Origin of the sequence: Burkholderia sp. S-53, assembly GCF_025560745.1 — a bacterium.
GTDB classification, from domain to species: Bacteria; Pseudomonadota; Gammaproteobacteria; order Burkholderiales; family Burkholderiaceae; genus Burkholderia; species Burkholderia pyrrocinia.
The window spans coordinates 2,660,665-2,684,098 of the sequence record NZ_CP090483.1; the positions used below are offsets into that span (position 1 = coordinate 2,660,665).

Here is a 23,434-nt window from a genome sequence, read left to right on the forward strand (position 1 = left end):
GTCAATCGGTCAGGGAAAAATCCGGGTCGCCGATGCGCAGGCCGGCCGATTCATGCGGAAACCGGGCGGCAGGTGCGCGTCGCGACGCACGATTCTCGCGCGTCGCCGCCGTCCATGCATGGCCCTGCCGCCAGCAGGGGCAATCGAGCGCGGCCCCGCCTAGCAAACGTCCTGCATGTTCCGCGCCAGATCGTCGAGCAGCATCCGCGCGGTCGCCACATTGGTCGCGACCGGCACGTCGTGCACGTCGCACGCGCGCACGAGCGCGGTGATGTCGGGGTCGTGCGGCTGCGCGGTCATCGGATCGCGCAGGAACACGACGATGTCGATGCGGCCCTCGGCCAGTTCCGCGCCGATCTGCAGGTCGCCGCCGAGCGGCCCCGACAGCTTGCGCTCGACCTCCAGCCCGTGCGCGGCCGCGATGCGGCCGCCCGTCGTGCCCGTCGCGACCAGCCGGCATTGCGCGAGCGTCGCGCGGAATTGACCCGCGAGTGCGACGATCTCGTCCTTCTTCGCGTCGTGCGCAATCAGTGCGATGCGGGGTTTGCTCATCTCCAGTTCCTTCGTCGTTCGGTTGTTGTCGTGATCGTGAATCGAGGGGCGCGTCAGAACGTGCCCGGATACGCGCCGCCATCGAGCAGCCAGTTCTGCCCGGTGATATAGCCGGCATGCACGCTGCACAGGAACGCGCACGCCGCGCCGAATTCCTCGCGCGTGCCGAGGCGGCCGGCCGGAATGTCCTTGGTGCGCCGCGCGCGCATTTCGTCGACCGTCACGCCCTGCGCCTGTGCCGACGCGGCGAGCGTCGTCGCGATCCGGTCGGTGTCGAACAGCCCCGGCAGCAGGCTGTTGATCGTCACGCCCTGGCCGGCGACCTTGCGCGACAGCCCCGCGACGAAGCCGGTCAGCCCCGAGCGCGCGCCGTTCGACAGCGCGAGCACGTCGATCGGCGCCTTCACGGCCGAACTCGTGATGTTGACGATCCGGCCGAAGCCGCGCGCGATCATCCCGTCGATGGTCGCGCGAATCAGCTCGATCGGCGTCAGCATGTTCGACTCGAGCGCACGGATCCAGTCTTCGTGCGAGAAGTCGCGGAAGTCGCCCGGCGGCGGGCCGCCCGCGTTGTTCACGAGAATGTCCGGCTGCGGGCACGCGGCGAGCGCGGCCGCGCGCCCGTCCGGCGTCGTGATGTCGCACGCGACCGCCGTGACCGACACGCCGGACGCCGCGCGGATCGCGTCGGCGGTGGCTTCGAGCGTGTCACGCGTACGCGCGACGATCACGAGGTTCACGCCCTCGGCGGCCAGCGCTTCCGCGCAGCCGCGCCCGAGGCCCTTGCTTGCCGCGCACACGAGCGCGGTCTTTCCTGCAATGCCGAGATCCATCGTCGATTCCTTGGTGGCGACGCACGCCGATGCGGCCCCCGGTGCGGCCCCGTTTCGCGCCGGCGGGCAGGCGAACGGGCGGGCGCGGCGTGCGGATTGTCGTGAGGCGTCGATAATATCCGGATCATGCGACGCGCCTTGGTAAAATTGCGGCCATAAGCGACGGCCGCGTTGCGCCCGCCGTCGCCCCGTTCCCCTTTTGCCGCCAAGGCGCCCCCGTCATGAAACAGGACAGCCGTTTCCCGAATCTCTTCATCCTCGATCACCCGCTGATCCAGCACAAGCTCACCCACATGCGCGACAAGGACACGTCGACGCGCACGTTCCGCGAGCTGCTGCGCGAGATCACGCTGCTGATGGGCTACGAGATCACCCGCAACCTGCCGATCACGACCCGACGGGTCGAAACCCCGCTCGTCGAGGTCGACGCGCCCGTGATCGCGGGCAAGAAGCTCGCGATCGTGCCCGTGCTGCGCGCGGGCATCGGGATGTCGGACGGCCTGCTCGACCTGGTCCCGTCCGCCCGCGTCGGCCACATCGGCGTGTACCGCGCCGAAGACCACCGCCCGGTCGAGTACCTCGTGCGCCTGCCGGATCTCGAGGACCGCATCTTCATCCTGTGCGACCCGATGGTCGCGACCGGCTATTCGGCCGTGCATGCGGTCGACGTGCTCAAGCGCCGCAACGTGCCGGCCGCGAACATCATGTTCGTCGCGCTCGTCGCCGCGCCCGAGGGCGTGCAGGTGTTCCAGGACGCGCATCCGGACGTGAAGCTGTATGTGGCTTCGCTCGACTCGCACCTGAACGAGCACGCGTACATCGTGCCGGGCCTCGGCGACGCGGGCGACCGCCTGTTCGGCACCAAGAACTGACTTGCCTGCGCGGCTGCGCGGCGCGCCGTCGGGTATCCCGCGGCGGCCTGCCCGGCTGTTCGGCCATGCGCGGCGGCCCCGATCCGACGGTCGCCGCGTGATAAAATCCCGATCCACTCGACACGCGCGGCCCCGCGGCTTCATGCCCGCCGAAACGGCCGCCGATTCAACGACACATTGGCACAATCGCCCGCGCAGCGCGCCCGGGCACGGAGAAAGGTATGGCTGGTCATTCGAAATGGGCCAACATCAAGCATAAGAAGGCAGCGGCCGACGCGAAGCGCGGCAAGATCTGGACCCGCCTGATCAAGGAAATCCAGGTTGCGGCCCGCCTCGGCGGCGGCGACGTCAGTTCGAACCCGCGCCTGCGTCTCGCGGTCGACAAGGCGGCCGACGCGAACATGCCGAAGGACAACGTCAAGCGCGCGATCGATCGCGGCGTCGGCGGCGCGGACGGCGCGAACTACGAGGAAATCCGTTACGAAGGCTACGGCATCAGCGGCGCGGCGATCATCGTCGACACGCTGACCGACAACCGCACCCGCACGGTCGCGGAAGTCCGCCACGCGTTCTCGAAGTTCGGCGGCAACATGGGCACCGACGGCTCGGTCGCGTTCATGTTCGATCACGTCGGCCAGTTCCTGTTCGCGCCCGGCACGTCGGAAGACGCGCTGATGGAAGCCGCGCTCGAAGCCGGCGCGAACGACGTGAACACGAACGACGACGGCTCGATCGAAGTGCTGTGCGACTGGCAGGCATTCTCGGCGGTGAAGGACGCGCTCGAAGCCGCCGGCTTCAAGGCCGAACTCGCCGAAGTGACGATGAAGCCGCAGAACGAAGTCGAATTCACCGGCGACGACGCGGCGAAGATGCAGAAGCTCCTGGACGCGCTCGAGAACCTCGACGACGTGCAGGACGTGTATACGAACGCCGTCATCGTCGAGGAATGAGATGCCGGCCGCCGTGCTCCTGTCGCGGCGGCGGCCCGACCGAATCCGCGGCCGGCGCGCCTGAGCGTGCCGGCCGCCCTGTTTTCTAGTCTGCGGGGAATCCCATGAAACTACTCGTCGTCGGCTCCGGCGGCCGCGAACATGCGCTGGCGTGGAAGCTCGCGCAGTCGCCGCGCGTCCAGATGGTCTACGTCGCACCCGGCAATGGCGGCACGGCGCAGGACGAGCGCCTGAAGAACGTCGACATCACGTCGCTCGACGAACTCGCCGATTTCGCGGAGCGCGAAGGCGTCGCGTTCACGCTCGTCGGGCCGGAAGCACCGCTCGCGGCCGGCATCGTCAACCTGTTCCGCGCGCGCGGCCTGAAGGTGTTCGGCCCGACCCGCGAAGCCGCGCAGCTCGAAAGCTCGAAGGATTTCGCGAAGGCGTTCATGAAGCGTCACGGCATCCCGACGGCCGACTACGAAACCTTCTCCGATGCAGCCGCGGCCCACGCGTACATCGACGCGAAGGGTGCGCCGATCGTCGTGAAGGCCGACGGCCTCGCGGCCGGCAAGGGTGTCGTCGTCGCGATGACGCTCGAAGAGGCGCACGCCGCCGTCGACATGATGCTGTCGGGCAACAAGCTCGGCGATGCCGGCGCGCGCGTCGTGATCGAGGAATTCCTCGACGGCGAGGAAGCGAGCTTCATCGTGATGGTCGACGGCAAGCATGCGCTGGCGCTGGCTTCCAGCCAGGACCACAAGCGCCTGCTCGACGAGGACCGCGGCCCGAACACCGGCGGCATGGGCGCGTATTCGCCCGCCCCGATCGTCACGCCGCAGATGCACGCACGCGTGATGCGCGAGATCATCATGCCGACCGTGCGCGGGATGGAGAAGGACGGCATCCGCTTCACGGGCTTCCTGTATGCGGGCCTGATGATCGACAAGGAAGGCAATCCGCGCACGCTCGAGTTCAACTGCCGGATGGGCGACCCGGAAACGCAGCCGATCATGGCGCGCCTGAAGAGCGATTTCTCGAAGGTCGTCGAGCAGGCGATCGCGGGCACGCTCGACACGGTCGAGCTCGACTGGGACCGCCGCACCGCGCTCGGCGTCGTGCTGGCCGCGCACGGTTATCCGGACGCGCCGCGCAAGGGCGACCGCATCAACGGGATTCCGGCCGAGACCGAACAGGCCGTCACGTTCCATGCGGGCACGACGCTCGGCGACGGCGACAAGCTCGTGACGTCCGGCGGCCGCGTGCTGTGCGTGGTCGGCCTCGCCGATTCGGTGCGCGAAGCGCAGCAGCATGCGTACGACACGATCAACCAGATCAATTTCGAAGGCATGCAGTACCGCCGCGACATCGGTTTCCGCGCACTCAACCGCAAGAGCGTGTGACGATCGCTTCGGGCGCGCCGCAAGGCTGCGCGTCCGCTCCTCTGCCGGGGTTCGATAGAATGCCCGGCAGAAGCCTTTTTTACGGCCCCCGCTTCGGGCGGGGGCACCCAGTCCAGACATGACCGATTCGACCTACGACGTGGCGCGGGTGCGCACGTACCTCCAGGGCCTGCAGGCACGCATCGCCGACGCGCTCGGCGCGCTCGACGGCACGCCGCTCGCGACCGACGCATGGCAGCGCGGGCCGGCCGAACGCCTGCGCGGCGGCGGCTGCACGCGGATCCTGGAAGGCGGCCGCGTGTTCGAACGCGCGGGAATCGGCTTTTCGGACGTCTCGGGCGACGCGCTGCCGCCGTCGGCGAGCGCGGCGCGCCCGCAGCTCGCGGGCCGCGGCTTCGAGGCGCTCGGCGTGTCGCTCGTGCTGCACCCGCGCAATCCGTACTGCCCGACCGTGCACATGAACGTGCGGATGCTGATCGCGACGAAACCGGGCGAGGAGCCCGTGTTCTGGTTCGGCGGCGGCATGGATCTGACACCGGTTTACGGTTTCGAGGACGACGCGCGGCATTTCCACCAGACCTGCAAGGATGCGCTCGACCCGTTCGGCGCCGAGCTCTACCCGCGCTTCAAGAAATGGTGCGACGAGTATTTCTTCCTGAAGCACCGCAACGAGATGCGCGGCATCGGCGGGATCTTCTTCGACGATTTCTCCGAGCCCGGTTTCGAACGCTCGTTTGACCTGATGCAAAGCGTCGGCGACGCGTTCCTGCAGGCCTACCTGCCGATCGTCGAGCGCCGCGCCGACCTGCCGTACGGCGAGCGCGAGCGCGACTTCCAGGCCTACCGTCGCGGCCGCTACGTCGAATTCAACCTCGTGTTCGACCGTGGCACGCTGTTCGGCCTGCAAAGCGGCGGCCGGACCGAGTCGATCCTGATGTCGATGCCGCCGGTCGCGAACTGGCGCTACAACTGGCAGCCCGAACCGGGAACGCCTGAAGCGCGCCTGTACAGCGACTTCATCGTGCCGCGCGACTGGGTCTGAGCCCGCACGCCCTGCTGCCCCAAGAAAAGGACGCGTTTCTGGACACCACCGCCCGCCCCGCCCCGCTGCCGCGTCGTATCGGCTTGCTGGGCGGCACTTTCGACCCGATCCACGACGGCCACCTCGCGCTCGCGCGCCGGTTCGCCGAGCGGCTCGCCCTGACCGAGCTCGTGCTGCTGCCCGCCGGGCAGCCGTACCAGAAACGCGACGTGTCGGCCGCCGAGCATCGGCTCGCGATGACGCGCGCGGCCGCGGATTCGCTCGTGCTGCCGGGCGTGACCGTGACCGTCGCGACCGACGAGATCGAGCACGCCGGCCCGACCTATACGGTCGACACGCTGGCGCGCTGGCGCGAGCGGATCGGCCCCGACGCGTCGCTGTCGCTGCTGATCGGCGCCGACCAGCTCGTGCGCCTCGATACGTGGCGCGACTGGCGCAAGCTGTTCAACTACGCGCACATCTGCGCGTCGACGCGCCCGGGCTTCGAGCTCGGCGCGGCGCCGCCGGACGTCGCGCAGGAAATCACCGCGCGGCAGGCGGGCGCCGACGTGCTGAAGGCCACGCCGGCCGGCCGCCTGCTGATCGACACGACCCTCGCGTTCGACATTGCCGCGACCGACATCCGCGCGCACCTGCGCGAATGCATCGCGCGCCATGCGCAAATGCCCGACGCGTCGGCCGAGCATGTGCCGGCCGCCGTATGGGCCTATATTCTTCAACATCGCCTCTACCACACCTGATTCCATGGATATTCGCAAACTGCAGCGCGTGATCGTCGACGCCCTCGAAGACGTCAAGGCGCAAGACATCAAGGTGTTCAACACCAGCCACCTGACCGAACTGTTCGACCGCGTGGTCGTCGCATCGGGCACCTCCAACCGCCAGACCAAGGCCCTCGCATCGAGCGTGCGCGACAAGGTCAAGGAAGCCGGCGGCGACATCGTCAGCTCCGAGGGCGAGGAAACCGGCGAATGGGTGCTCGTCGACTGCGGCGACGCGATCGTGCACATCCTGCAGCCGGCCCTGCGCCAGTACTACAACCTCGAGGAAATCTGGGGCGACAAGCCCGTGCGGATGAAGCTCGGCGGCGGCAAGGGCCAGAACGGGTTCGCCACCGCAAGCGAAGACGAGGACGACGAGGAAGAAGCACCGGCCCGCCCGGCGCGCAAGACGGCCGCCCGCCGCCGCTAAGTCGTTACGAATCGTCCCGATGAAGCTTTTCATCCTCGCGGTCGGCCACAAGATGCCGGGCTGGATCGCATCCGGCTTCGACGAATACACGAAGCGGATGCCGCCCGAACTGCGCATCGAGCTGCGCGAGATCAAGCCCGAACTGCGCTCGGGCGGCCGCAGCGCCGAAAGCGTGATGGCGGCCGAGCGGCAGAAGATCGAGGCCGCACTGCCGAAGGGCGCGCGCCTCGTCGCGCTCGACGAGCGCGGCCGCGACTGGACCACGATGCAGCTCGCGCAGGCGCTGCCCGGCTGGCAGCAGGACGGCCGCGACGTCGCATTCGTGATCGGCGGCGCCGACGGGCTCGATCCGGAACTGAAAGCGCGCGCCGACGTGCTGCTGCGCATCTCGAGCATGACGCTGCCGCACGGGATGGTACGCGTGCTGCTTGCCGAACAGCTTTACCGTGCGTGGAGCATCACGCAGAATCACCCCTACCACCGCGCATGACGCGTCGTCCTCGAGACGCGCGCCGCGCGCGCTCACCGAGATAACGACACCATGCCGTCCAGCACGTCCCCCGCGCTTTTCCCGACTCTTTACCTCGCTTCGCAAAGTCCGCGCCGCCAGGAGCTGCTGCAGCAGATCGGCGTGCGCTTCGAGCTGCTGCTGCCGCGCCCCGACGAGGACGCCGAGGCGCTCGAGGCCGAACTGCCCGGCGAAGCCGCCGATGCATACGTGCGACGCGTGACCGTCGCGAAGGCCGAAGCCGCGCGTGCGCGCCTCGTCGCGAGCGGCAAGCCGGCCGCGCCGGTGCTGGTTGCCGATACAACCGTCACGATCGACGGCGCGATCCTCGGCAAGCCGGCGGACGCCGATGACGCACTCACGATGCTGACGCGCCTCGCGGGCCGCGAACACGCGGTGCTGACCGCCGTCGCCGTGATCGATGCCGGCGGTGAACTGCTGCCGCCCGCGCTGTCGCGCTCGTCGGTGCGCTTCGCGGCGGCATCGCGCGACGCATACGCACGCTACGTCGAAACGGGCGAGCCGTTCGGCAAGGCCGGCGCGTACGCGATCCAGGGCCGCGCGGCCGAATTCATCGAGCGGATCGACGGTTCCCATTCGGGTATCATGGGTCTGCCCCTTTTTGAGACCGCGGCGCTGTTGCGCGCCGCGCGTGTCGCCTTCTGAAGCCCACCATGAACGAAGAAATCCTGATCAACCTCACGCCGCAGGAAACGCGGGTCGCACTCGTCCAGCAAGGCGCGGTGCAGGAGCTTCACGTCGAGCGCACGCTGTCGCGCGGGCGGGTCGGCAACATCTATCTCGGCAAGGTCGTGCGCGTGCTGCCCGGCATGCAGTCGGCGTTCATCGACATCGGCCTCGAGCGCGCGGCATTCCTGCACGTCGCCGACATCTGGCATCCACGGCTCGCCGGCGAGCCGCAATCGAACACGCCGCACCAGCCGATCGAGAAGACCGTGTTCGAAGGCCAGACGCTGATGGTCCAGGTGATCAAGGATCCGATCGGCACGAAGGGCGCGCGGCTGTCGACGCAGGTCAGCATCGCGGGCCGCACGCTCGTCTACCTGCCGCAGGAGCCGCATATCGGCATCTCGCAGAAGATCGAGAGCGAAGCCGAACGCGAGGCCGTGCGCGCGCGCCTGACGGCCGTGATCCCGCCGGACGAGAAAGGCGGCTACATCGTGCGCACGATCGCCGAGGACGCGACCTCCGACGAACTGGCCGGCGACGTCACGTACCTGCGCAAGACGTGGGCGACGATCGTGGGGCTTGCGCAGCGGCTGCCGGCGACGAGCCTGCTGTACCAGGATCTCGATCTCGCGCAGCGCGTGCTGCGCGATTTCGCGAACGACGACACGACGCGCATCCAGGTCGATTCGCGCGAGACGTACCAGCGCCTGTCCGAATTCGCGTCCGAGTTCACGCCGGCCGTGAGCCCGAAGCTGCACCACTACACGGGCGAGCGGCCGCTGTTCGACCTGTACAACATCGAGACGGAGATCCAGCGCGCGCTGTCGCGCCGCGTCGACCTGAAGTCGGGCGGTTACCTGATGATCGACCAGACGGAGGCGATGACGACGATCGACGTGAACACCGGCGGCTACGTCGGCGCACGCAACTTCGACGACACGATCTTCAAGACCAACCTCGAGGCCGCGCACACGATTGCGCGGCAGCTGCGGCTGCGCAACCTCGGCGGGATCATCATCATCGACTTCATCGACATGGAGAACGCCGAGCATCGCGACGCGGTGCTGTCCGAGCTGAAGAAGGCGCTGTCGCGCGACCGCACGCGCGTGACGGTCAATACCTTCTCGCAGCTCGGGCTCGTCGAGATGACGCGCAAGCGCACGCGCGAATCGCTCGCGCACGTGCTGTGCGAGCCGTGCCCGACCTGCCAGGGCAAGGGCCAGGTGAAGACGTCGCGCACCGTGTGCTACGACATCCTGCGCGAGATCCTGCGCGAATCGCGGCAGTTCAACCCGCGCGAATTCCGCGTGATCGCCGCGCAGCAGGTGATCGACCTGTTCCTCGACGAGGAGTCGCAGCATCTCGCGATGCTGATCGACTTCATCGGCAAGCCGGTGTCGCTGCAGGTCGAGTCGAACCTGAGCCAGGAGCAGTACGACATCGTGCTGATGTAAGGTTCCGCCCATCCGCCGCCGGCACCGCCGCGCGGCGCTTCGACGCGGCGCCCGGGCCGCTCGCGCATCCCGCGCCAGCGCCCGCCGCCGCCCTTTCACTTACCCTTTTCGTATTCACCACACACCATGAGCCAAGGCCACAACCGCCGCCAGCGCAAGAAACTCCACATCGGCGAATTCCAGGAACTCGCGTTCAACGCGACCGCGCACTACCGCAACGAGATGACCGACCTCGAACGCGGCGAACTGATCGACGCATTCATCGACTTCGTCGAAGCGAACGGGCTGCTGACGGTCGCATCCGCGGACGAAGGCATCGGCGCCTACGTGATTTCGGGCGCGCCGCGCGGCACGACGACCGACGCCGATCGCGAGATCGTGCGCGGCTGGCTGGCCGCACGGCCGGAACTGACCGACGTCAAGGTCAGCGAATTCACCGATGCGTGGTATCCGGACGCCTGACTTCCCGGTATCTCCCTGCGTCGGGCAGCGCCCGCGCCGGCCCGCCACGACGGCGGGCCGGGCCGGCGCCTGCGTGCACCGCACACTCTTCCGCTCCCCCTTCCCCGTCGCCCGACACCGGCGCGACCGGCACCGACTCACACGATTCGCGCCGCGTCGACCGTGATTACCCCGATTCCCGCAGTGAATCGGACGCTTACTTCAATTTAACGATCGTTAAAGGACGTCTCACGCTGGCGGACCTACTCTGATCGCCAGGAATCCGGTGTTTTCCGGCGCGATCGGCAAGCAATACGAAAGAATGCAAACCGCCCGCCCGACAGGTGTTCCGGCTTCCGGTACAGGCAAAAACGCGACACGGCGACAGGTCAATCAGGGAGACAACCAACGATGCGCCAGCCGCTTCCCCATCGTAGCGACGACACGTCGGCGCACGCGAAGGCCGCCTGACCCAACCCTTCTATCGATACGAGGACGACATGAATACGCCGAACACCCATCAAGCAGGACTCCGAATGATCATGATCGCGGCGGGCGTTGCGGCGCTGATGTCGCTGTCCGCGTGCGGCGGCTCCGGCTCGCTGAGCCAGGGCACCGGCGGCGGATCGGGTTCGGGCAATACCGCGGCCACGACCGGCGGCTCCGGCAACGGCTCCGGCAGCGGGTCGGGGACCGGCTCGACCGTCGGCAGCACGGGCAGCGGCTCCGGTGGCACCACGGGCACCACGGGCACCGGCGGCACCTCAGGCACCGGCACCTCGGCCAATGCGCTCGGCCAGACGATCGACTCGTCGAGCAATATCGTGACGGCCGCGGGCGGCGCCGTGTCGGGCGTCGGCACGGTGATCGCCGGCCAGTCGCTGCCGGGCACGAACGCGGCGACCACGCAAGGGCTCGGCACCGTCGTGCAGGACGCCGGCGCGGCCGTCACGACGCTCGGCAACGGCGTCGGGTCCGGGCTCGGCCAGCTCGGCGCGTCGTCGAATCCGGTCGGCACGACGGTCGCGAGCACGGGCGGCGTGGTCACGAACCTCGGCAACGCGGTCGCCGCGACGGGCGGCGTCGTGTCGAGTCTCGGCGCAAGCGGGTCGGCGCTGGCACCACTCGCGCCCGTCACGTCGCCCGTCGGCGGCGCGATCACGATGCTCGGCAATACGATCGCGGGCGGCGGCGCGACGCTCGGCACGCAGCTGTCGAGCGGCCCCGTCGCGCAGGTCACGGGCGCAGCCAGCTCGGCGATCACGCCGATCACGTCGACGGTCGGGTCGGTCACGCAGACCGTCGCGTCGAGCACGCCGCTCGGCGCGCCGCTCACGAACCTCGTGACGACGATCGGCAACGGCGTCGCGAACGCCGGCACGACGATCGCGAAAACCGGCGGCAATCCGGTGACGACCGGCGTCGGCAACGTCGTGACGGCGACCGGCAACACGGTAGCGACCGCGGGCACGACGCTGCTCGGCGGTGGCGGCGCCGCGACGAATCCGCTCGCGCCGGTCACGGGGCTCCTGTCGACGGGCGCGCTCGGTGCCGCGGCGGGCGGCAGCAACCCGGCAGGCGCGCTCACGTCGGCGGTCGGCACCGTGACGGGAGCGGTGTCGGGCGCGGCCGGCGGCGCGCCCGTCGCGGGACTGACGGGCAGCACCGGCACCGGCGCGATCTCGAAGACGGGCGGCGGCGTGCTCGCGCCCGTGACGACGACGCTCGGCGCGCTGGTCAAATAAGCAGTCGGCACGCGCGGCGCCCGCATCGTCGTCGACGGTCGGGCGCCGAAGCCAAAGCCGAAGCCGAAGCCGATGCCGATGCCGATGCCGATGCCGATGCCGATGCCGATGCCGAAGTCGAAGTCGAAGTCGAAGTCGAAGTCGAAGTCGAAGTCGAAGTCGAAGTCGAAGTCGAAGTCGAAGTCGAAGCCGCAGCCGCAGCCCCTGCCTCGGCCCCGGCCGCATCGTCAACCGTCTTTCGGCATCCCCCGCCCCGCCTCCGATCCCTTCCTTTTCCCGACAGTCCGCCTCCAATCGGCCATCGAAATCGGTCCTGAAAGCAAGACACGTTAAACTCTCACCTCGCGTGGTGCGCCGCCCGCACCCGCCATCCATCGCCAGCCGCGTGCCCTCGGGCCGCCCCCGACCCATGGAGTGAGTGTCAATGAGCGGCGGACTCCCGTTTCCCGCATCCCGCAAGTCGTTTCCGTCGTCGACGGTCTTCCCGATTCTCGCCGCCGCCGTGCTGCTGTCCGGCTGCGGGCTGCTGCCGGTCCAGAATCCGCCCGCGCCGATCAGCGAAGCGCTCGTCGAGCCCGTCGAGGAAACCGCCGGCGAGCCGCTGACGATGCCGCCCGTGCCGGCGCCGACACAGCCGGAAGAACCGGAAGCGCCGAAGAAGCCGCATCGCGAGGTGACGCGCCCGAAGCCCGTGCAGCGCCCGGAAACGCCTACGCCGCCGCCCCCGCCGCCTGCGCCGCTCGTCGCGACGCGTGCGCTCGACCGCACCCAGATCCATGCGCTGCTCGACAGCGAAGTCGCGCGCCGCAACGGCAAGGTGATCGGCCGCGCGGTCGACATGGTCACCGACGCGAGCGGCAAGCCGCGCGAGATGATCGTCAACCTGCAGGGCTTCATGGGCGTTGGCGACCGCAAGGTCGTCTTCCCGTGGAACGTATTCCGCTTTACGCCGGGCGGCAAACAGGAGCCGATCGTGCTCGACGTGCCGTCGGGCGACCTGCCGCCCGCCGCGCGCCCGAAGGCCGTGCCGCTGTCGGGCTCCGCGGCGGCATCGCCCGCGACGCGGCTGCCGATGCTCGACAGCGATGTCGAGCGCCCGAACGGCACGAAGATCGGCCGCATCGTCGACGTGCTGATCGACCGCGCCGCGCAACCGCAGGCCGTCGTGCTCGACCTCGGCGGGCTCGTCAATACCGATCGCCGCTCGATCGCCGCGAACTGGGCCGCGCTGCGCTTCGTCACGCGCGACAAGGCGCTGCATCCGCAACTCGACCTGAACGACGCGCAAATCAAGGCGTCGCCGCCCTACGCGGCCGACAAGCCGATCGTCGCGGTCTCGCCGCCCCCTGCCGCCCCGATGCCGGCTTCGTCTGCGAGTGCCACCCGATGACGATCAAGCATTCCGTCAGCGTACGCAGTCTCCGGTCCCTCGACTGGCTCAACTTCTTCGTTGCAAACGTTCAAACAGGGTTCGGTCCGTTCATCGCGTCCTACCTCGCGTCGCACAAGTGGACGCAGGGCGAGATCGGCATGGTGCTGTCGATCGGCACGATCAGCGCGATGGTCAGCCAGGTGCCGGGCGGCGCGGCCGTCGATGCGCTGAAGAACAAGAAGGGCGCGGCCGCGTGGGCGATCGCGGCCATCATCCTGTCCGCGGTGCTGCTCGCGTCGAGCCCGACGATCGTGCCGGTGATCGCCGCCGAGGTGTTCCACGGTTTCGCGAGCTGCATGCTCGTGCCGGCGATGGCCGCGATCTCGTTCTCGCTCGTCGGCCGCGCCGACCTCGGCGACCGGCTCGGCCGCAACGCGCGCTGGGCATCGATCGGCAGCGCGGTCGCAGCGGGCCTGATGGGGCTCACCGGCGAATACTTCTCCGCGCGCGCGGTGTTCTGGCTGACCGCGGTGCTGGCGCTGCCCGCGCTGTTCGCGCTCGCGATGATCCAGCCGACGCACGAGGTGATCCCGCAGTCGTCGAAGCCCGACGACCACGGCGCTCACGACGAAGCCGGCGAACGCGAAACGCTGCTCGAACTGCTGCGCGACCGCCGGATGCTGATCTTCGCGGCGTGCGTCGTGCTGTTCCACCTGTCGAACGCGGCGATGCTCAACCTCGCGGCCGGCGAAGTCACGGCCGGGATGGGCGAGAACGTGCAGCTCGTGATCGCCGCGTGCATCATCGTGCCGCAGGCGATCGTCGCGATGCTGTCGCCGTGGGTCGGCCGCTCCGCGCAACGCTGGGGGCGCCGGCCGATCCTGCTGCTCGGCTTCTCCGCGCTGCCGGTGCGCGCGCTGCTGTTCGCCGGCGTGAGCAGCCCGTACCTGCTCGTGCCCGTACAGATGCTCGACGGCATCAGCGCGGCCGTATTCGGCGTGATGCTGCCGCTGATCGCGGCCGACGTCGCGGGCGGCAAGGGCCGCTATAACCTGTGCATCGGGCTGTTCGGGCTCGCGGCCGGGATCGGCGCGACGCTCAGCACGGCCGCGGCCGGCTACGTCGCCGACCACTTCGGCAACGCGGTCAGCTTCTTCGGACTCGCGGGCGCGGGTGCGCTCGCGGTGCTGCTGGTCTGGCTCGTGATGCCCGAAACGCGCGTCGATAACGGCGACGCAGCGGCCGACGAGCCGGCCGCCGCATCGCCCAAACAGGCGCACTGACAGCAGCGCGCCGCCGTTACCCGCTTCTTGGCCGACTCACGATGGATACGATCAGGACACTCAACGAAGCCCGCCAGCAGATCCAGCAGTCGATCTTCGATCTGTTCAAGGGGCTGACCTTCGGCGAGCGTTTCGTGCAAGGCGTGCTGATGGCCATCCAGGCCGTCTGCGGCGCGTGCCTCGCTTACACGATCGGGCGGGCGCTGCATACCGAGCAGGCCGTGTGGGCGGCGGTCACCGCGATCGCCGTCACGCAGCACAACTACTCGGACACGATGTCGCTGTCCCGCGACCAGTTCATCGGCGCGATGATCGGCGGCGTGCTCGGCTTCGCGGGCGCCGCGCTCGGCGGCGATCGTCTCGTCGCCTATGCGCTCGCGGTCGCGTTGACGATCGTCTGCTGCTGGTGCCTGAACGTCGGCAGCGCGGCACGGCTCGGCGGCGTGACCGCGACGATCGTGCTGCTGTTCCCGGGCAACGGCCCGCTGTGGGACATTCCGCTGATGCGGCTCGGCGAGGTGACGCTCGGCACCGTGTGCGCGCTGGGCGTGTGCTGGGGGATGTCGAGAATCGAGCGGCGCTGGTTCCGCCGCGCGGCGGCAAAATGACGCGGTTGCCGGGTGTACGCCCGGCAACCGGATAAAAGGCGGGAAACGTTACGGGCCGATCTGCAGCACGATGCCCGAGCCGATCTGCACGAGCAGGTGATCGCCGCCCACGCCGACCCACTGATAGCCACGCGGCGGCGGGCTCAGGCGGTAGCCGCGCCAGTCGTCGATCACGTACTGGCGGTCGCGGAATTCGTCGGGCAACCGGTCGCCCTTGTGCCAGTCGCGGCGCGGCTGGTCGGCCCAGCGCGGCGGCACGTCGTCCTCGCGGTGCATCGCCTGGCCGGGCGGCATGTGTTTCGGGCCGTGGCCGCGATGCATGCCGGGACCATCGTCGTTATCGTGCTTGTCGTAGTTGCCGTGATCCTGCGCGATCGCCGCCGTCGCGGCGCAACCTGCCGCGATCAGCGCGGACAGCACCATGCCGTGCATCGTCTTCATCGTGCCTTCCCTCCATATCGTCACGTCGTACGAAATGACCGTGCCTGCCCGATGAAGACTAGCACACCGGTTTGACGCGAACGGAACGCGCGTCAAGCCGCCTGCTGCTGGTACTGGATCCGGTGCAGGTGCGCGTAGAGGCCGCCGTGGCGCAGCAGTTCGTCGTGGCTGCCCTCTTCGACGATCTTGCCGGCCTCGAGCACGAGGATGCGGTCCGCGCGCTCGATCGTCGACAACCGGTGTGCGATCACGAGCGTCGTACGCCCTTCCATCAGCCGTTCGAGCGCGGCCTGCACGTGGCGCTCCGATTCCGAATCGAGCGCCGACGTCGCTTCGTCGAGGATCAGGATCGGCGCGTCCTTGTAGATCGCGCGCGCGATCGCGAGCCGCTGACGCTGGCCGCCGGACAGCCGCATCCCGTTGCCGCCGACGAGCGTGTCGAGCCCGTCGGGCATCGCGGCGACCGCATCGGCGAGGTTCGCGGCCTCGAGCGCGGCCTGCACGCGTGCGCGATCGGGCGTCTGCCCGTACGCGACGTTCGCGGCGATCGTGTCGTTGAACAGCACGACGTCCTGGCTGACCATCGCCATCTGCCCGCGCAGCGCGTGGAGGTCGTAGTCGGAAACCGGCACGCCGTCGACCAGGATCGCGCCGTCCGTCGGGTCGAAGAAGCGCGGCAGCAGGTTCACGAGCGTCGTCTTGCCGCTGCCGGACGGGCCCGCGAGCGCGATCATCTCGCCCGGCGCGACCTTGAACGAGATGCGGTCGAGCGTCGGCCGCTCGGCCGCGCCATAGTCGAACGACACGTTGCGGAACTCGATTTCGCCGCGCGCCTGCGACAGCGGCCGCCCGCCGCCCTGCGGCTCTGCCGGCTCGTCGATCAGCCCGAAGATCAGCTCGGCGGCCGTCATCCCGCGCTGCAGCGGCTGGTTGACGTCGATCAGGTGCTTGAGCGGCGAGATCACCAGCAGCATCGACGTGACGAACGCGACGAAACCGCCGACCGTCGTCTGGTCGTTGGTCGACTGCACGACCGCGATCGTGATCACGACCGCGAGCGCGATCGACGCCAGGAACTGCGTGAGCGGCTGGGCGAGACCGCCCGAGATCGTCATCCGCATCGCATAGCCGCGCAGGCGCTTGCTCATCGCGGTGAAGCGGTCCATCTCGTACGCTTCGCCGTTGTGCACCTTGACGACCTTGTAGCCGCCGACCGTCTCCTCGACGATGTACGACAGCTCGTTGGTCAGCGTCTGGTGCTCGCGGTTCAGGCGGCGCAGGCGGCGGTTGATCTTGCTGACGAGCCAGCCGATGCCGGGCAGGATCACCGCGACGATCAGCGTGAGCCGCCAGTTCAGGTAGAACAGGTAGCCGAGCAGGAAGATCACCGTCAGCGAATCGCGCACGAGCGTGACCATCACGCTCGTCAGCACCGCCAGGATCTGGTTGACCTCGAACACGATCGCGTTGATCACCGTGCTCGCGGTTTCGCGCTGGAAGAACGACGCGCTCGTGTGGAGCATCCGCTGGAACATCTCGAGCCGCAGTTGCAGCAGGATGCGGTTCGATACGTAGTTGAGCAGGTAACTCGATGCGTACTGCGATACGCCGCGCACGAGCGCGAGGCCGATCACCGCGATCGGCACGTACCATTTCGCGCTGTCGCTGCCGTGCACGCCGAAACCGTGGTCGAGCAGCGGCTTGAGCAGCGCCGGAATGCCGGCTTCGGTGGCCGCGACGACGCCCATCGTCATCACGGCGAGCACCACGATGCCGACGTGCGGCCGGATGTACGGCCACAGGCGCTTGAGGACCGTGACCGGCGAGGTGCCGCTGCCGTCCATCGGTTTGCGAAGAGTGTTCTGGGTTTCCAAGGCAATCCTTCTTGAGCCGCGATGCGGCGCCCGGCGCGTGGCCGCCCGGGATTTCGCCCCTGTCGGGCGGGTGCCGAAAAGGGCTCAACATTATAGCCGCACCGCCCCCGCCGGCACGGTCATGGCCGATAGGGCCGGCGGCCGGGCCGCGGGTATACTGCCGCTCACCGTTTTCACCGCCTTTCCGACGATTTCATGGCTGAACCCTCCCTCGGCGTCGCCCTCATCGCCCTCAACGCGTCCGCGCGGCTCGCCCAGTGCCTCGCGGCGCTGTCGTTCGCCGACGATGTCGTCGTCATCGACGGCGGCAGCACCGACGATACGGTCGCGATCGCGCAGGCGCACGGCGCGCGTGTGATCGTCGAGCGCGACTGGCCGGGCTTCGGCCCGCAGAAGAACCGCGCGCTCGACGCGCTCGGCACCGACTGGATCCTGTCGCTCGACACCGACGAGATCGTCAGCCCGGAACTCGCGCAGTCGATCCGCGACGCGATCCGCGCGCCGGCCGCGCAGGTCTATGCGCTCGACCGGCTGTCGAGCTTCTGCGGCCAGTGGATCCATCACAGCGGCTGGTATCCGGACTGGGTGCCGCGCCTGTTCCGGCGCGGCACCGCGCGCTTCTCGGACGATCTCGTGCACGAGCGTCTCGTGTTCGATAGCGCCGCGCAGCGCCTGCCCGGCAAGCTGATGCACTACTCGTACGAAGACTTCGAAACCGTCGTGCGCAAGCTCGACGCGTATTCGACGGCCGGCGCGCGCCAGCGCCGCGCGGCCGGCCAGCGCGGCGGCTTCGGCAAGGCGCTCGCGCGCGGCGCCTGGGCGTTCGTGCGCACCTACGTGCTGCGGCGCGGGTTCCTCGACGGCCGCGCGGGCTTCATGATCGCCGTGTTCAACGCGGAAACCGTGTACTACCGCTTCCTGAAGCTCGGCCACGAACCGGCGCGCTGAGCGCCCGCCCCCCACGCCGCCGGCACGCGGCCGGCCCGGCGTTACAATGCCGGGCTGCCCGCGCCGCGCGTGCCCGCCCCAGCGGCTGCACTTCGCACCGCCCGCCACGACGACCACCGAATCCGACCGCCATGTTCTCCATCATCATCCCGACCTGGAACAACCTGCCGTACCTCAAGCTCGTCGTCGACAGCTTGCGCCGCCACTCCGCGTACGACCACCAGATCATCGTGCACGTGAACGACGGTTCGGACGGCACGCTCGACTGGGTGCGCAGCGAAGGGATCGAGCACACCGCGTCGCCGACCAACATCGGCATCTGCCATGCGGTGAACCTGGCCGCCGCGCGTGCGACGCGCGACTACGTCGTCTACATGAACGACGACATGTTCTGCTGCCCCGGCTGGGACACGGCGCTCGTGCGCCGCATCGAACAGATGCCGACCGACCTCTTCATGCTGTCGGGCACGATGGTCGAGCCGGTCGACACGCGCAACCCGTGTGTCGTCGTCAGCAATTTCGGCCGCGACGCCGAGCATTTCGACGCGGCGGGTCTCGTCGAAGCGAGCCCGCGTCTCGCGCGCGCGGACTGGCTCGGCTCGACCTGGCCGCCGACGCTCGTGCACCGCGACTGGTGGAACCGCATCGGCGGCTACAGCAGCGAGCTGTCGCCCGGCATGAGCAGCGACAACGACTTCTCGATGAAATTCTGGGACGCCGGCTGCCGGATCTTCCTCGGCGTCGGCGACAGCCTCGTCTACCACTTCCAGCAGAAGAGCACGGGCAAGATCGTCAAGAACGACGGCCGCCGCCAGTTCCTCAACAAATGGGGCATGACCCAGGCCACGTTCGACCGCTACTACCTGCATCGCGGCGAGCCGGCCGGCACGCGCATCGCGCTCGACACGCCGGCAGTCGCCGGGCGCCTGAAGCGCGCGCTGCTGCGTTCGCGGATCAAGCGCGCGTTCAGCTGATCGAGCCCCTAAAACGGCACGGAAACCTGCCCTGCTTCGCGTATACTGCGCCGTTCGTCCCGAAGCTCCCGCCGGGACGCGCGGCGCGAGCATGATGTCCGCAAGCCGCATTCGTCCATTCGACAGGTTCCGATGCTTTCGTTTTCCGCTCCCGCCACGCGGCGCCTGACCGCCGCCCGCGCATTCGCCGTCGCCGCGCTCTGCATGGTGCCGGTCTCGACCGCGCTGACCAACGTCTTCTGCGGGCTGTTCGCCGTCGCGCTCGTGATCTCCCCCGAATTCTGGCGCGACCTTCGCTCGTTCGTTACCGACCCGGCTTCGCTCGCGGCGCTGCTGGTCCTCGCCGCGCTGGCCGCCAGCGTCACGTATACGGTCGCACCGCACAACAAGGCGTGGAACTGGGTTGGCAAGTACGACAAGCTGCTGCTGCTGCCCTTCGCCGTGCTCGCGTTCCGTCATTCGAACTGGGCGCCGATCGTGCGGCGCTGCTGGTTCGGCACGCTGTGCGTGATCCTGCTGCTGTCGACGACCAACTATCTCGGGCTGACCGCGATCGGGCCCGCGCACGCCACCCAACTGCCGCTGTCGCGCGCGTGGGTGTTCAAGAACCACATCGCCGCCGGCATGTTCGGCGCGCTGCTGTTCTACCAGGCGGCCGATCTGGCCCTGGCGGCTCGCACGACGCTGTGGCGCGCCGCCTATGCGGGTGTTGCCGCGTGGTCGCTCGTCAACGTGTTCGTGATGCTGCAGGGACGCACGGGGCAGGTCATCGCGCTGCTGCTGATCCTCGTCGTCGCCGTGCGTTTCGTGCTGCTGCTGCGCCGGCAATCGGCACTGCGCGCGGGGCTCGCCGCCGGCGTGCTCGTGCTGGCCGGTGTCGCGCTCGTCGTCGCCGCGTGCACGGTTCACAACGGCCGGCTCGTGAAGGTCGTGTCGGAAGTGCAGGAATACCGGCAGAGCGATGCGGCCACGTCGACCGGGCTGCGCCTCGAGTGGTACAAGAAGGGGCTCGAGCTGTATCGCCAGCGCCCGGTGATCGGCTACGGCGCGGGCGGCCTCGAATCCGAATTCGAGAAGCTCACGGCCGGCAAGACGGCCGCCGAGGGCCAGCTCACGTCGAACCCGCACAATGAATACCTGCTGATGGCCGTGCAGCTCGGCTCGCTCGGCGTGCTGCTGTTCATCAACCTGATCGTGCAGATCGCGCGCGGCAGCCGCACGCTCGATCCGCGCTCGCGGCACTTGCTGCTCGCATGGCTCGCGATCTTCACGATCGGCAGCCTCGCGAATTCGCTGCTGCTCGACTTCGCGGAAGGGCACCTGATCGTGCTGCTGGCCGGCATCCTGCTCGGTTGCGGCGCGCGCAGCGAGGCGCTGCCGCGCGAGACGTCGGCGATCCGGCGCAGCGCGTAACGCACGACGGCGCAGGCCCCGCTGCCGGCCGGCTCAGGCGACAGCGGCGGCCCGCCGTCAAAGCGAGCGGGCTGCGCGCCGTCAGCGCGGCTCGTCGAGAAACAAGCCCCCCGAAAAGCGAAGAAAAAACGCGCGTCTTCCGCGCGTCGGTCGTCAGTCCGATCCGGCGCGATGCAGTCGCGACGTGTCGACGATGGCCTCCGCCGGGCCCGGCGGATTCAGCCCGAGCATCTCGGCCGCCGCGGCTTTCACGCGCTGCGCGCCGAGATTGGCCAGGCAATCGCTGCGGCTGTCGACCTTGCGCTCGCAGCCCTCGTGCCGGCACGGCACGCAATCGCCCTCCCCCTGCAGCAGCCACACGTTCCCGTGCCGCCCCGAGCCGCGCAGCGGCCACGGATTCTCGGTCGCGGGCCAGTGCTGCGGCCACGGCCCCCAGCGCACGGGGTCGGACGGGCCGAACAGCGCGATCGTGTCGGTGCCCGTCGCGGCCGCGACGTGCGTCGCGCCGGTGTCCGGCCCGATGAAGAGCCGCGCACGCCGCACCAGCTCCGCGCTTTCGCCGAACGTGAGGCGGCCGACCAGGTTCAGCACGTCGCCGCCTGCCTCGGCCGCGACCTGCTCCGCATACTCGCGCTCGCGATCGGCCGGACCGCCCGACAACGCGACCGCGAAGCCGTGCTCGCGCAGCCAGCCGATCATCTCGACCCAGCCGTCGAGCCGCCATTGCTTGTAACGGAACATCGGATACGGATGCAGGACGACCAGCGGCTTGCCGTCGCGGATCGCCGGCGACTCCGCGAGCCATGCGTCGAAGCGTGCGCGCCGCGCGGGATCGTCGCCGATGCCGGGCGCGACGACCTCGGACACCGGCTCGATGCCGATCACGGGGGCGAGCGCGAGCGTGCTGACGACCGTATGCGCGGATTCGTGGTGATTGATCGCGATCCCGTTCAGCATCATCCGCGTAAGCCACGTGACACGGTTCGGATCGACGAGGCCGACCCGCTTGCGGCCGGCGAACCAGCTATAGAAGCGCGGCCGGTCGGAGCTCAGCGCCGCGCACGCGAGATCGTAGCGACGCCACATCGACAGCGCGTCGCGCAGCCGCTCACGCAATCCCGCGCGCTGCGCGACGACGATCACGCGCCGTACGTCCGGATTGTGCTCGAGCACGCCCTCGGTGCCGCGAAACACCAGCATGTCGATCTGCGCATCGGGCCAGCGGGCCTTCAGCGAACGCACGAGCGGCGTCGTCAGCAGCACGTCGCCGATACGGCGCGGCGCGGCAACGAGGATGGTTCTGGGCGGACGGGCGGAGGAAAACAGGGCCACGGCGATCGGTCTGTCTAGCTGGCTGAACAAGGCTGGCAATGTACAGGATTTTGCAACAGCCGGCGCGGCATGGCGAACCGGCCGTGCATGACGCGCCGACGGGGCCCTGATGTGGCCCTGCCCGCGGGACGCAGTGCGGCAGGCGCCGGCGCGCCGGCGCTTGCACCGTGCGCGGTGCGTCCCGCGCTACGAAGTGATGGTCGGGATCGCAGGTGTCGCAGCGGAAGCCGGCCGCGCGCGTCCCGCATCGGCCACCGGCGCGTCGCCATGGCCGGCCTGCGGCAGCAGATGGCGTACGGCGCGCTCGACCGCGTCGACGTCAATCGCATCGACGGTCGCGCCGGCGCGCAGGATCACGTGCGGCACGCCGAGCGGATGCCAGCGCAGGTATTTCTCGGGACGATCCTCGAACAGCGCGGCGACCGGCACGCCGAGCGCCGACGCGAGATGCACGGGGGCGCTGTCTGCCGACACGATTGCGTCGAGCAGGCTCGCGGCGGCCACCAGATCGGCAACCGACGACGGCGCGACATGGCGCGCGCTCACGTCGCGCCACGCATCGTCCTCGGCGTTGTTGCGGATGGCCGGATCGCGGAACACGATCACGTCGGCGAACGGCGCGAGCCGCTCGCCGAGGTCGCGCCAGCGGTCCGCGGGCCAGCGGCGCTCGGCCGCCTTGTTCGACACGAACAGTCCGACGCGCGGCTTCGTGCGCTCCCCGAGCAGGCGATACCACGCATCCTGCAGCGCGCGGTCCGGATGAACCGACAGCTCGAGGCGGTCGAGATCGGCGCGACCGAGTTCCGGCACGAGCCGGAACCCCGACAGCGCCTCGTGGCACATCGGCCGCTGCGCGACATGTTCTGGCTTGCGATCGTCGAACTCGGTCTCGGCATCGTGCCAGCGGCAATCCTTCGCGCGGAGCTGGCGCGCGAACTGCATGCTGCTGCGATGCATGCCGCCGTTCGGCACGACCACGAGGTCGAACCGCAGCCGACGCAGGCGGCGCACGAGCCGCAGCCGGTCGACGATTGCGCGCATCCGCCCGGGACGGTCGTTGCGTTCGCATTGACGGCTGTACACGTACGTATGGATCGCGTGCACATCCGGGTTGCCGGCCAGCGCGGCCGCGTTGTAGCGGTTCGCGACCACATGCAGCTCCGCGCCGGGCCAGCGCTCCTTCAGCGCACCGAGGAACGCCGTCGTGCACAGCATGTCGCCCAGAAAATCAATCCGGATCACGAGGATCCGCCCGGTCGGGTTCCTGTTGGCCATGGTCATGTGGTGACTGTCAGTTTTTTTCGTCGCGACGGGCCGATGCCCCGGCATCCTGTTCCAGGGCGGCCTGCTCGCGCGCTGCCGCTCGCCGCATGGATCCGCCCCCGTTTGCGCACGCGCGTGCGAGCGCGGCTTGCGCCGGATTGTATAGCGTCCGGATGGCCGGCCCAAGACCCGGCTCCCCGAAGATGCAAAAACGGCCCGCCGCACCGCACGATGGCGATGCGACGGGCCGCATATCGCGACAG

23 protein-coding genes are annotated in these 23,434 nt (G+C 69.1%); 17 read left to right on the forward strand and 6 right to left on the reverse strand.

The features are described 5' to 3' along the window. Positions 1-159: 159 nt before the first annotated feature. On the reverse strand, positions 160-552 hold the full coding sequence (locus tag LXM88_RS17290; RefSeq protein WP_262535234.1) for a methylglyoxal synthase: 393 nt from the start codon (positions 550-552) through the stop codon (positions 160-162). A 53-nt stretch (positions 553-605) separates the two neighbouring features. Next, positions 606-1,385 (reverse strand): SDR family oxidoreductase, encoded by a 780-nt coding sequence (locus tag LXM88_RS17295; protein WP_262535236.1) that lies wholly within the window; start codon positions 1,383-1,385, stop codon positions 606-608. Between the two features lie 221 nt (positions 1,386-1,606). Here LXM88_RS17295 and upp point away from each other — a divergent pair, with 221 nt between their 5' ends. The 14 genes from upp to LXM88_RS17365 all read left to right on the forward strand — a co-directional run bounded on the left by upp (position 1,607) and on the right by LXM88_RS17365 (position 14,926). Beyond that, positions 1,607-2,257: a uracil phosphoribosyltransferase gene (upp, locus tag LXM88_RS17300; RefSeq protein WP_034184848.1), complete on the forward strand. Its 651-nt coding sequence runs from the start codon at positions 1,607-1,609 to the stop codon at positions 2,255-2,257. 221 nt (positions 2,258-2,478) lie between these two features. Continuing rightward, complete coding sequence (locus tag LXM88_RS17305; RefSeq protein WP_262535237.1) at positions 2,479-3,207, forward strand: YebC/PmpR family DNA-binding transcriptional regulator; 729 nt, start codon at positions 2,479-2,481, stop codon at positions 3,205-3,207. 104 nt (positions 3,208-3,311) lie between these two features. After that, positions 3,312-4,592, forward strand: coding sequence for a phosphoribosylamine--glycine ligase (gene purD / locus LXM88_RS17310; RefSeq protein WP_131946540.1), 1,281 nt, complete (start codon positions 3,312-3,314; stop codon positions 4,590-4,592). Between the two features lie 118 nt (positions 4,593-4,710). Next, positions 4,711-5,634: an oxygen-dependent coproporphyrinogen oxidase gene (gene hemF / locus LXM88_RS17315; RefSeq protein WP_262535254.1), complete on the forward strand. Its 924-nt coding sequence runs from the start codon at positions 4,711-4,713 to the stop codon at positions 5,632-5,634. Between the two features lie 11 nt (positions 5,635-5,645). Further along, complete coding sequence (locus LXM88_RS17320; protein WP_262542866.1) at positions 5,646-6,374, forward strand: nicotinate-nucleotide adenylyltransferase; 729 nt, start codon at positions 5,646-5,648, stop codon at positions 6,372-6,374. Between the two features lie 4 nt (positions 6,375-6,378). After that, entirely contained in the window at positions 6,379-6,825 is a 447-nt protein-coding gene (gene rsfS / locus LXM88_RS17325; protein ID WP_047898649.1) for a ribosome silencing factor, read from the forward strand. Between the two features lie 19 nt (positions 6,826-6,844). Then, positions 6,845-7,315, forward strand: coding sequence for a 23S rRNA (pseudouridine(1915)-N(3))-methyltransferase RlmH (gene rlmH, locus LXM88_RS17330; RefSeq protein ID WP_006484265.1), 471 nt, complete (start codon positions 6,845-6,847; stop codon positions 7,313-7,315). A 51-nt stretch (positions 7,316-7,366) separates the two neighbouring features. Beyond that, positions 7,367-7,999: a Maf family protein gene (locus LXM88_RS17335; RefSeq protein ID WP_047898650.1), complete on the forward strand. Its 633-nt coding sequence runs from the start codon at positions 7,367-7,369 to the stop codon at positions 7,997-7,999. 8 nt (positions 8,000-8,007) lie between these two features. Next, positions 8,008-9,477 carry a ribonuclease G gene (gene rng / locus LXM88_RS17340; protein ID WP_096471419.1) on the forward strand — a complete coding sequence of 490 codons (1,470 nt, stop codon included), beginning with the start codon at positions 8,008-8,010 and terminating at the stop codon, positions 9,475-9,477. A 126-nt stretch (positions 9,478-9,603) separates the two neighbouring features. After that, positions 9,604-9,939, forward strand: a complete 336-nt coding sequence (locus LXM88_RS17345; RefSeq protein WP_034184839.1) for a YggL family protein — start codon at positions 9,604-9,606, stop codon at positions 9,937-9,939. Between the two features lie 479 nt (positions 9,940-10,418). After that, positions 10,419-11,663, forward strand: a complete 1,245-nt coding sequence (locus LXM88_RS17350) for a collagen-like triple helix repeat-containing protein (RefSeq protein WP_262535271.1) — start codon at positions 10,419-10,421, stop codon at positions 11,661-11,663. A gap of 424 nt (positions 11,664-12,087) precedes the next feature. Continuing rightward, complete coding sequence (locus LXM88_RS17355; protein ID WP_262535273.1) at positions 12,088-13,053, forward strand: PRC-barrel domain-containing protein; 966 nt, start codon at positions 12,088-12,090, stop codon at positions 13,051-13,053. Next, entirely contained in the window at positions 13,050-14,318 is a 1,269-nt protein-coding gene (locus LXM88_RS17360; protein WP_262535275.1) for an MFS transporter, read from the forward strand. Before LXM88_RS17355 ends, LXM88_RS17360 begins: the two co-directional genes overlap by 4 nt. A 41-nt stretch (positions 14,319-14,359) precedes the next feature. Then, positions 14,360-14,926, forward strand: a complete 567-nt coding sequence (locus LXM88_RS17365; protein ID WP_262535276.1) for an FUSC family protein — start codon at positions 14,360-14,362, stop codon at positions 14,924-14,926. Positions 14,927-14,974: 48 nt separating this feature from the next. Here LXM88_RS17365 and LXM88_RS17370 read toward each other — a convergent pair whose 3' ends face one another. Together LXM88_RS17370 and msbA are read right to left on the reverse strand one after the other, a co-directional pair. Next, on the reverse strand, positions 14,975-15,367 hold the full coding sequence (locus LXM88_RS17370) for an RcnB family protein (protein ID WP_262535278.1): 393 nt from the start codon (positions 15,365-15,367) through the stop codon (positions 14,975-14,977). A 92-nt stretch (positions 15,368-15,459) separates the two neighbouring features. After that, complete coding sequence (gene msbA / locus LXM88_RS17375; RefSeq protein ID WP_262542867.1) at positions 15,460-17,211, reverse strand: lipid A export permease/ATP-binding protein MsbA; 1,752 nt, start codon at positions 17,209-17,211, stop codon at positions 15,460-15,462. 225 nt (positions 17,212-17,436) lie between these two features. On the opposite strand from msbA, the gene LXM88_RS17380 reads away from it, so the two are divergent. The 3 genes from LXM88_RS17380 to LXM88_RS17390 all read left to right on the forward strand — a co-directional run bounded on the left by LXM88_RS17380 (position 17,437) and on the right by LXM88_RS17390 (position 20,576). Beyond that, positions 17,437-18,189 (forward strand): glycosyltransferase family 2 protein, encoded by a 753-nt coding sequence (locus LXM88_RS17380; RefSeq protein ID WP_262535279.1) that lies wholly within the window; start codon positions 17,437-17,439, stop codon positions 18,187-18,189. A 131-nt stretch (positions 18,190-18,320) separates the two neighbouring features. Further along, positions 18,321-19,163 (forward strand): glycosyltransferase family 2 protein, encoded by an 843-nt coding sequence (locus LXM88_RS17385; protein ID WP_262535281.1) that lies wholly within the window; start codon positions 18,321-18,323, stop codon positions 19,161-19,163. A 132-nt stretch (positions 19,164-19,295) separates the two neighbouring features. Then, on the forward strand, positions 19,296-20,576 hold the full coding sequence (locus LXM88_RS17390) for an O-antigen ligase family protein (RefSeq protein WP_262535282.1): 1,281 nt from the start codon (positions 19,296-19,298) through the stop codon (positions 20,574-20,576). 153 nt (positions 20,577-20,729) lie between these two features. Here the strand turns inward: LXM88_RS17390 and LXM88_RS17395 are convergent, their stop codons facing one another. After that, complete coding sequence (locus LXM88_RS17395) at positions 20,730-21,908, reverse strand: glycosyltransferase family 9 protein (RefSeq protein WP_262535283.1); 1,179 nt, start codon at positions 21,906-21,908, stop codon at positions 20,730-20,732. A gap of 186 nt (positions 21,909-22,094) precedes the next feature. After that, positions 22,095-23,183: a glycosyltransferase family 9 protein gene (locus tag LXM88_RS17400; protein WP_262535285.1), complete on the reverse strand. Its 1,089-nt coding sequence runs from the start codon at positions 23,181-23,183 to the stop codon at positions 22,095-22,097. Positions 23,184-23,434 lie beyond the last annotated feature (251 nt).

Bases quoted from the DNA above. Each gene is read 5' to 3' on its own strand.
- LXM88_RS17290 (WP_262535234.1), bottom strand. From the start codon at position 552: ATGAGCAAACCCCGCATCGCACTGATTGCGCACGACGCGAAGAAGGAC.
- LXM88_RS17295 (WP_262535236.1), bottom strand. From the start codon at position 1,385: ATGGATCTCGGCATTGCAGGAAAGACCGCGCTCGTGTGCGCGGCAAGC.
- upp (WP_034184848.1), top strand. From the start codon at position 1,607: ATGAAACAGGACAGCCGTTTCCCGAATCTCTTCATCCTCGATCACCCG.
- LXM88_RS17305 (WP_262535237.1), top strand. From the start codon at position 2,479: ATGGCTGGTCATTCGAAATGGGCCAACATCAAGCATAAGAAGGCAGCG.
- purD (WP_131946540.1), top strand. From the start codon at position 3,312: ATGAAACTACTCGTCGTCGGCTCCGGCGGCCGCGAACATGCGCTGGCG.
- hemF (WP_262535254.1), top strand. From the start codon at position 4,711: ATGACCGATTCGACCTACGACGTGGCGCGGGTGCGCACGTACCTCCAG.
- rsfS (WP_047898649.1), top strand. From the start codon at position 6,379: ATGGATATTCGCAAACTGCAGCGCGTGATCGTCGACGCCCTCGAAGAC.
- rlmH (WP_006484265.1), top strand. From the start codon at position 6,845: ATGAAGCTTTTCATCCTCGCGGTCGGCCACAAGATGCCGGGCTGGATC.
- LXM88_RS17335 (WP_047898650.1), top strand. From the start codon at position 7,367: ATGCCGTCCAGCACGTCCCCCGCGCTTTTCCCGACTCTTTACCTCGCT.
- rng (WP_096471419.1), top strand. From the start codon at position 8,008: ATGAACGAAGAAATCCTGATCAACCTCACGCCGCAGGAAACGCGGGTC.
- LXM88_RS17345 (WP_034184839.1), top strand. From the start codon at position 9,604: ATGAGCCAAGGCCACAACCGCCGCCAGCGCAAGAAACTCCACATCGGC.
- LXM88_RS17350 (WP_262535271.1), top strand. From the start codon at position 10,419: ATGAATACGCCGAACACCCATCAAGCAGGACTCCGAATGATCATGATC.
- LXM88_RS17355 (WP_262535273.1), top strand. From the start codon at position 12,088: ATGAGCGGCGGACTCCCGTTTCCCGCATCCCGCAAGTCGTTTCCGTCG.
- LXM88_RS17360 (WP_262535275.1), top strand. From the start codon at position 13,050: ATGACGATCAAGCATTCCGTCAGCGTACGCAGTCTCCGGTCCCTCGAC.
- LXM88_RS17365 (WP_262535276.1), top strand. From the start codon at position 14,360: ATGGATACGATCAGGACACTCAACGAAGCCCGCCAGCAGATCCAGCAG.
- LXM88_RS17370 (WP_262535278.1), bottom strand. From the start codon at position 15,367: ATGAAGACGATGCACGGCATGGTGCTGTCCGCGCTGATCGCGGCAGGT.
- msbA (WP_262542867.1), bottom strand. From the start codon at position 17,211: ATGGACGGCAGCGGCACCTCGCCGGTCACGGTCCTCAAGCGCCTGTGG.
- LXM88_RS17380 (WP_262535279.1), top strand. From the start codon at position 17,437: ATGGCTGAACCCTCCCTCGGCGTCGCCCTCATCGCCCTCAACGCGTCC.
- LXM88_RS17385 (WP_262535281.1), top strand. From the start codon at position 18,321: ATGTTCTCCATCATCATCCCGACCTGGAACAACCTGCCGTACCTCAAG.
- LXM88_RS17390 (WP_262535282.1), top strand. From the start codon at position 19,296: ATGCTTTCGTTTTCCGCTCCCGCCACGCGGCGCCTGACCGCCGCCCGC.
- LXM88_RS17400 (WP_262535285.1), bottom strand. From the start codon at position 23,183: ATGGCCAACAGGAACCCGACCGGGCGGATCCTCGTGATCCGGATTGAT.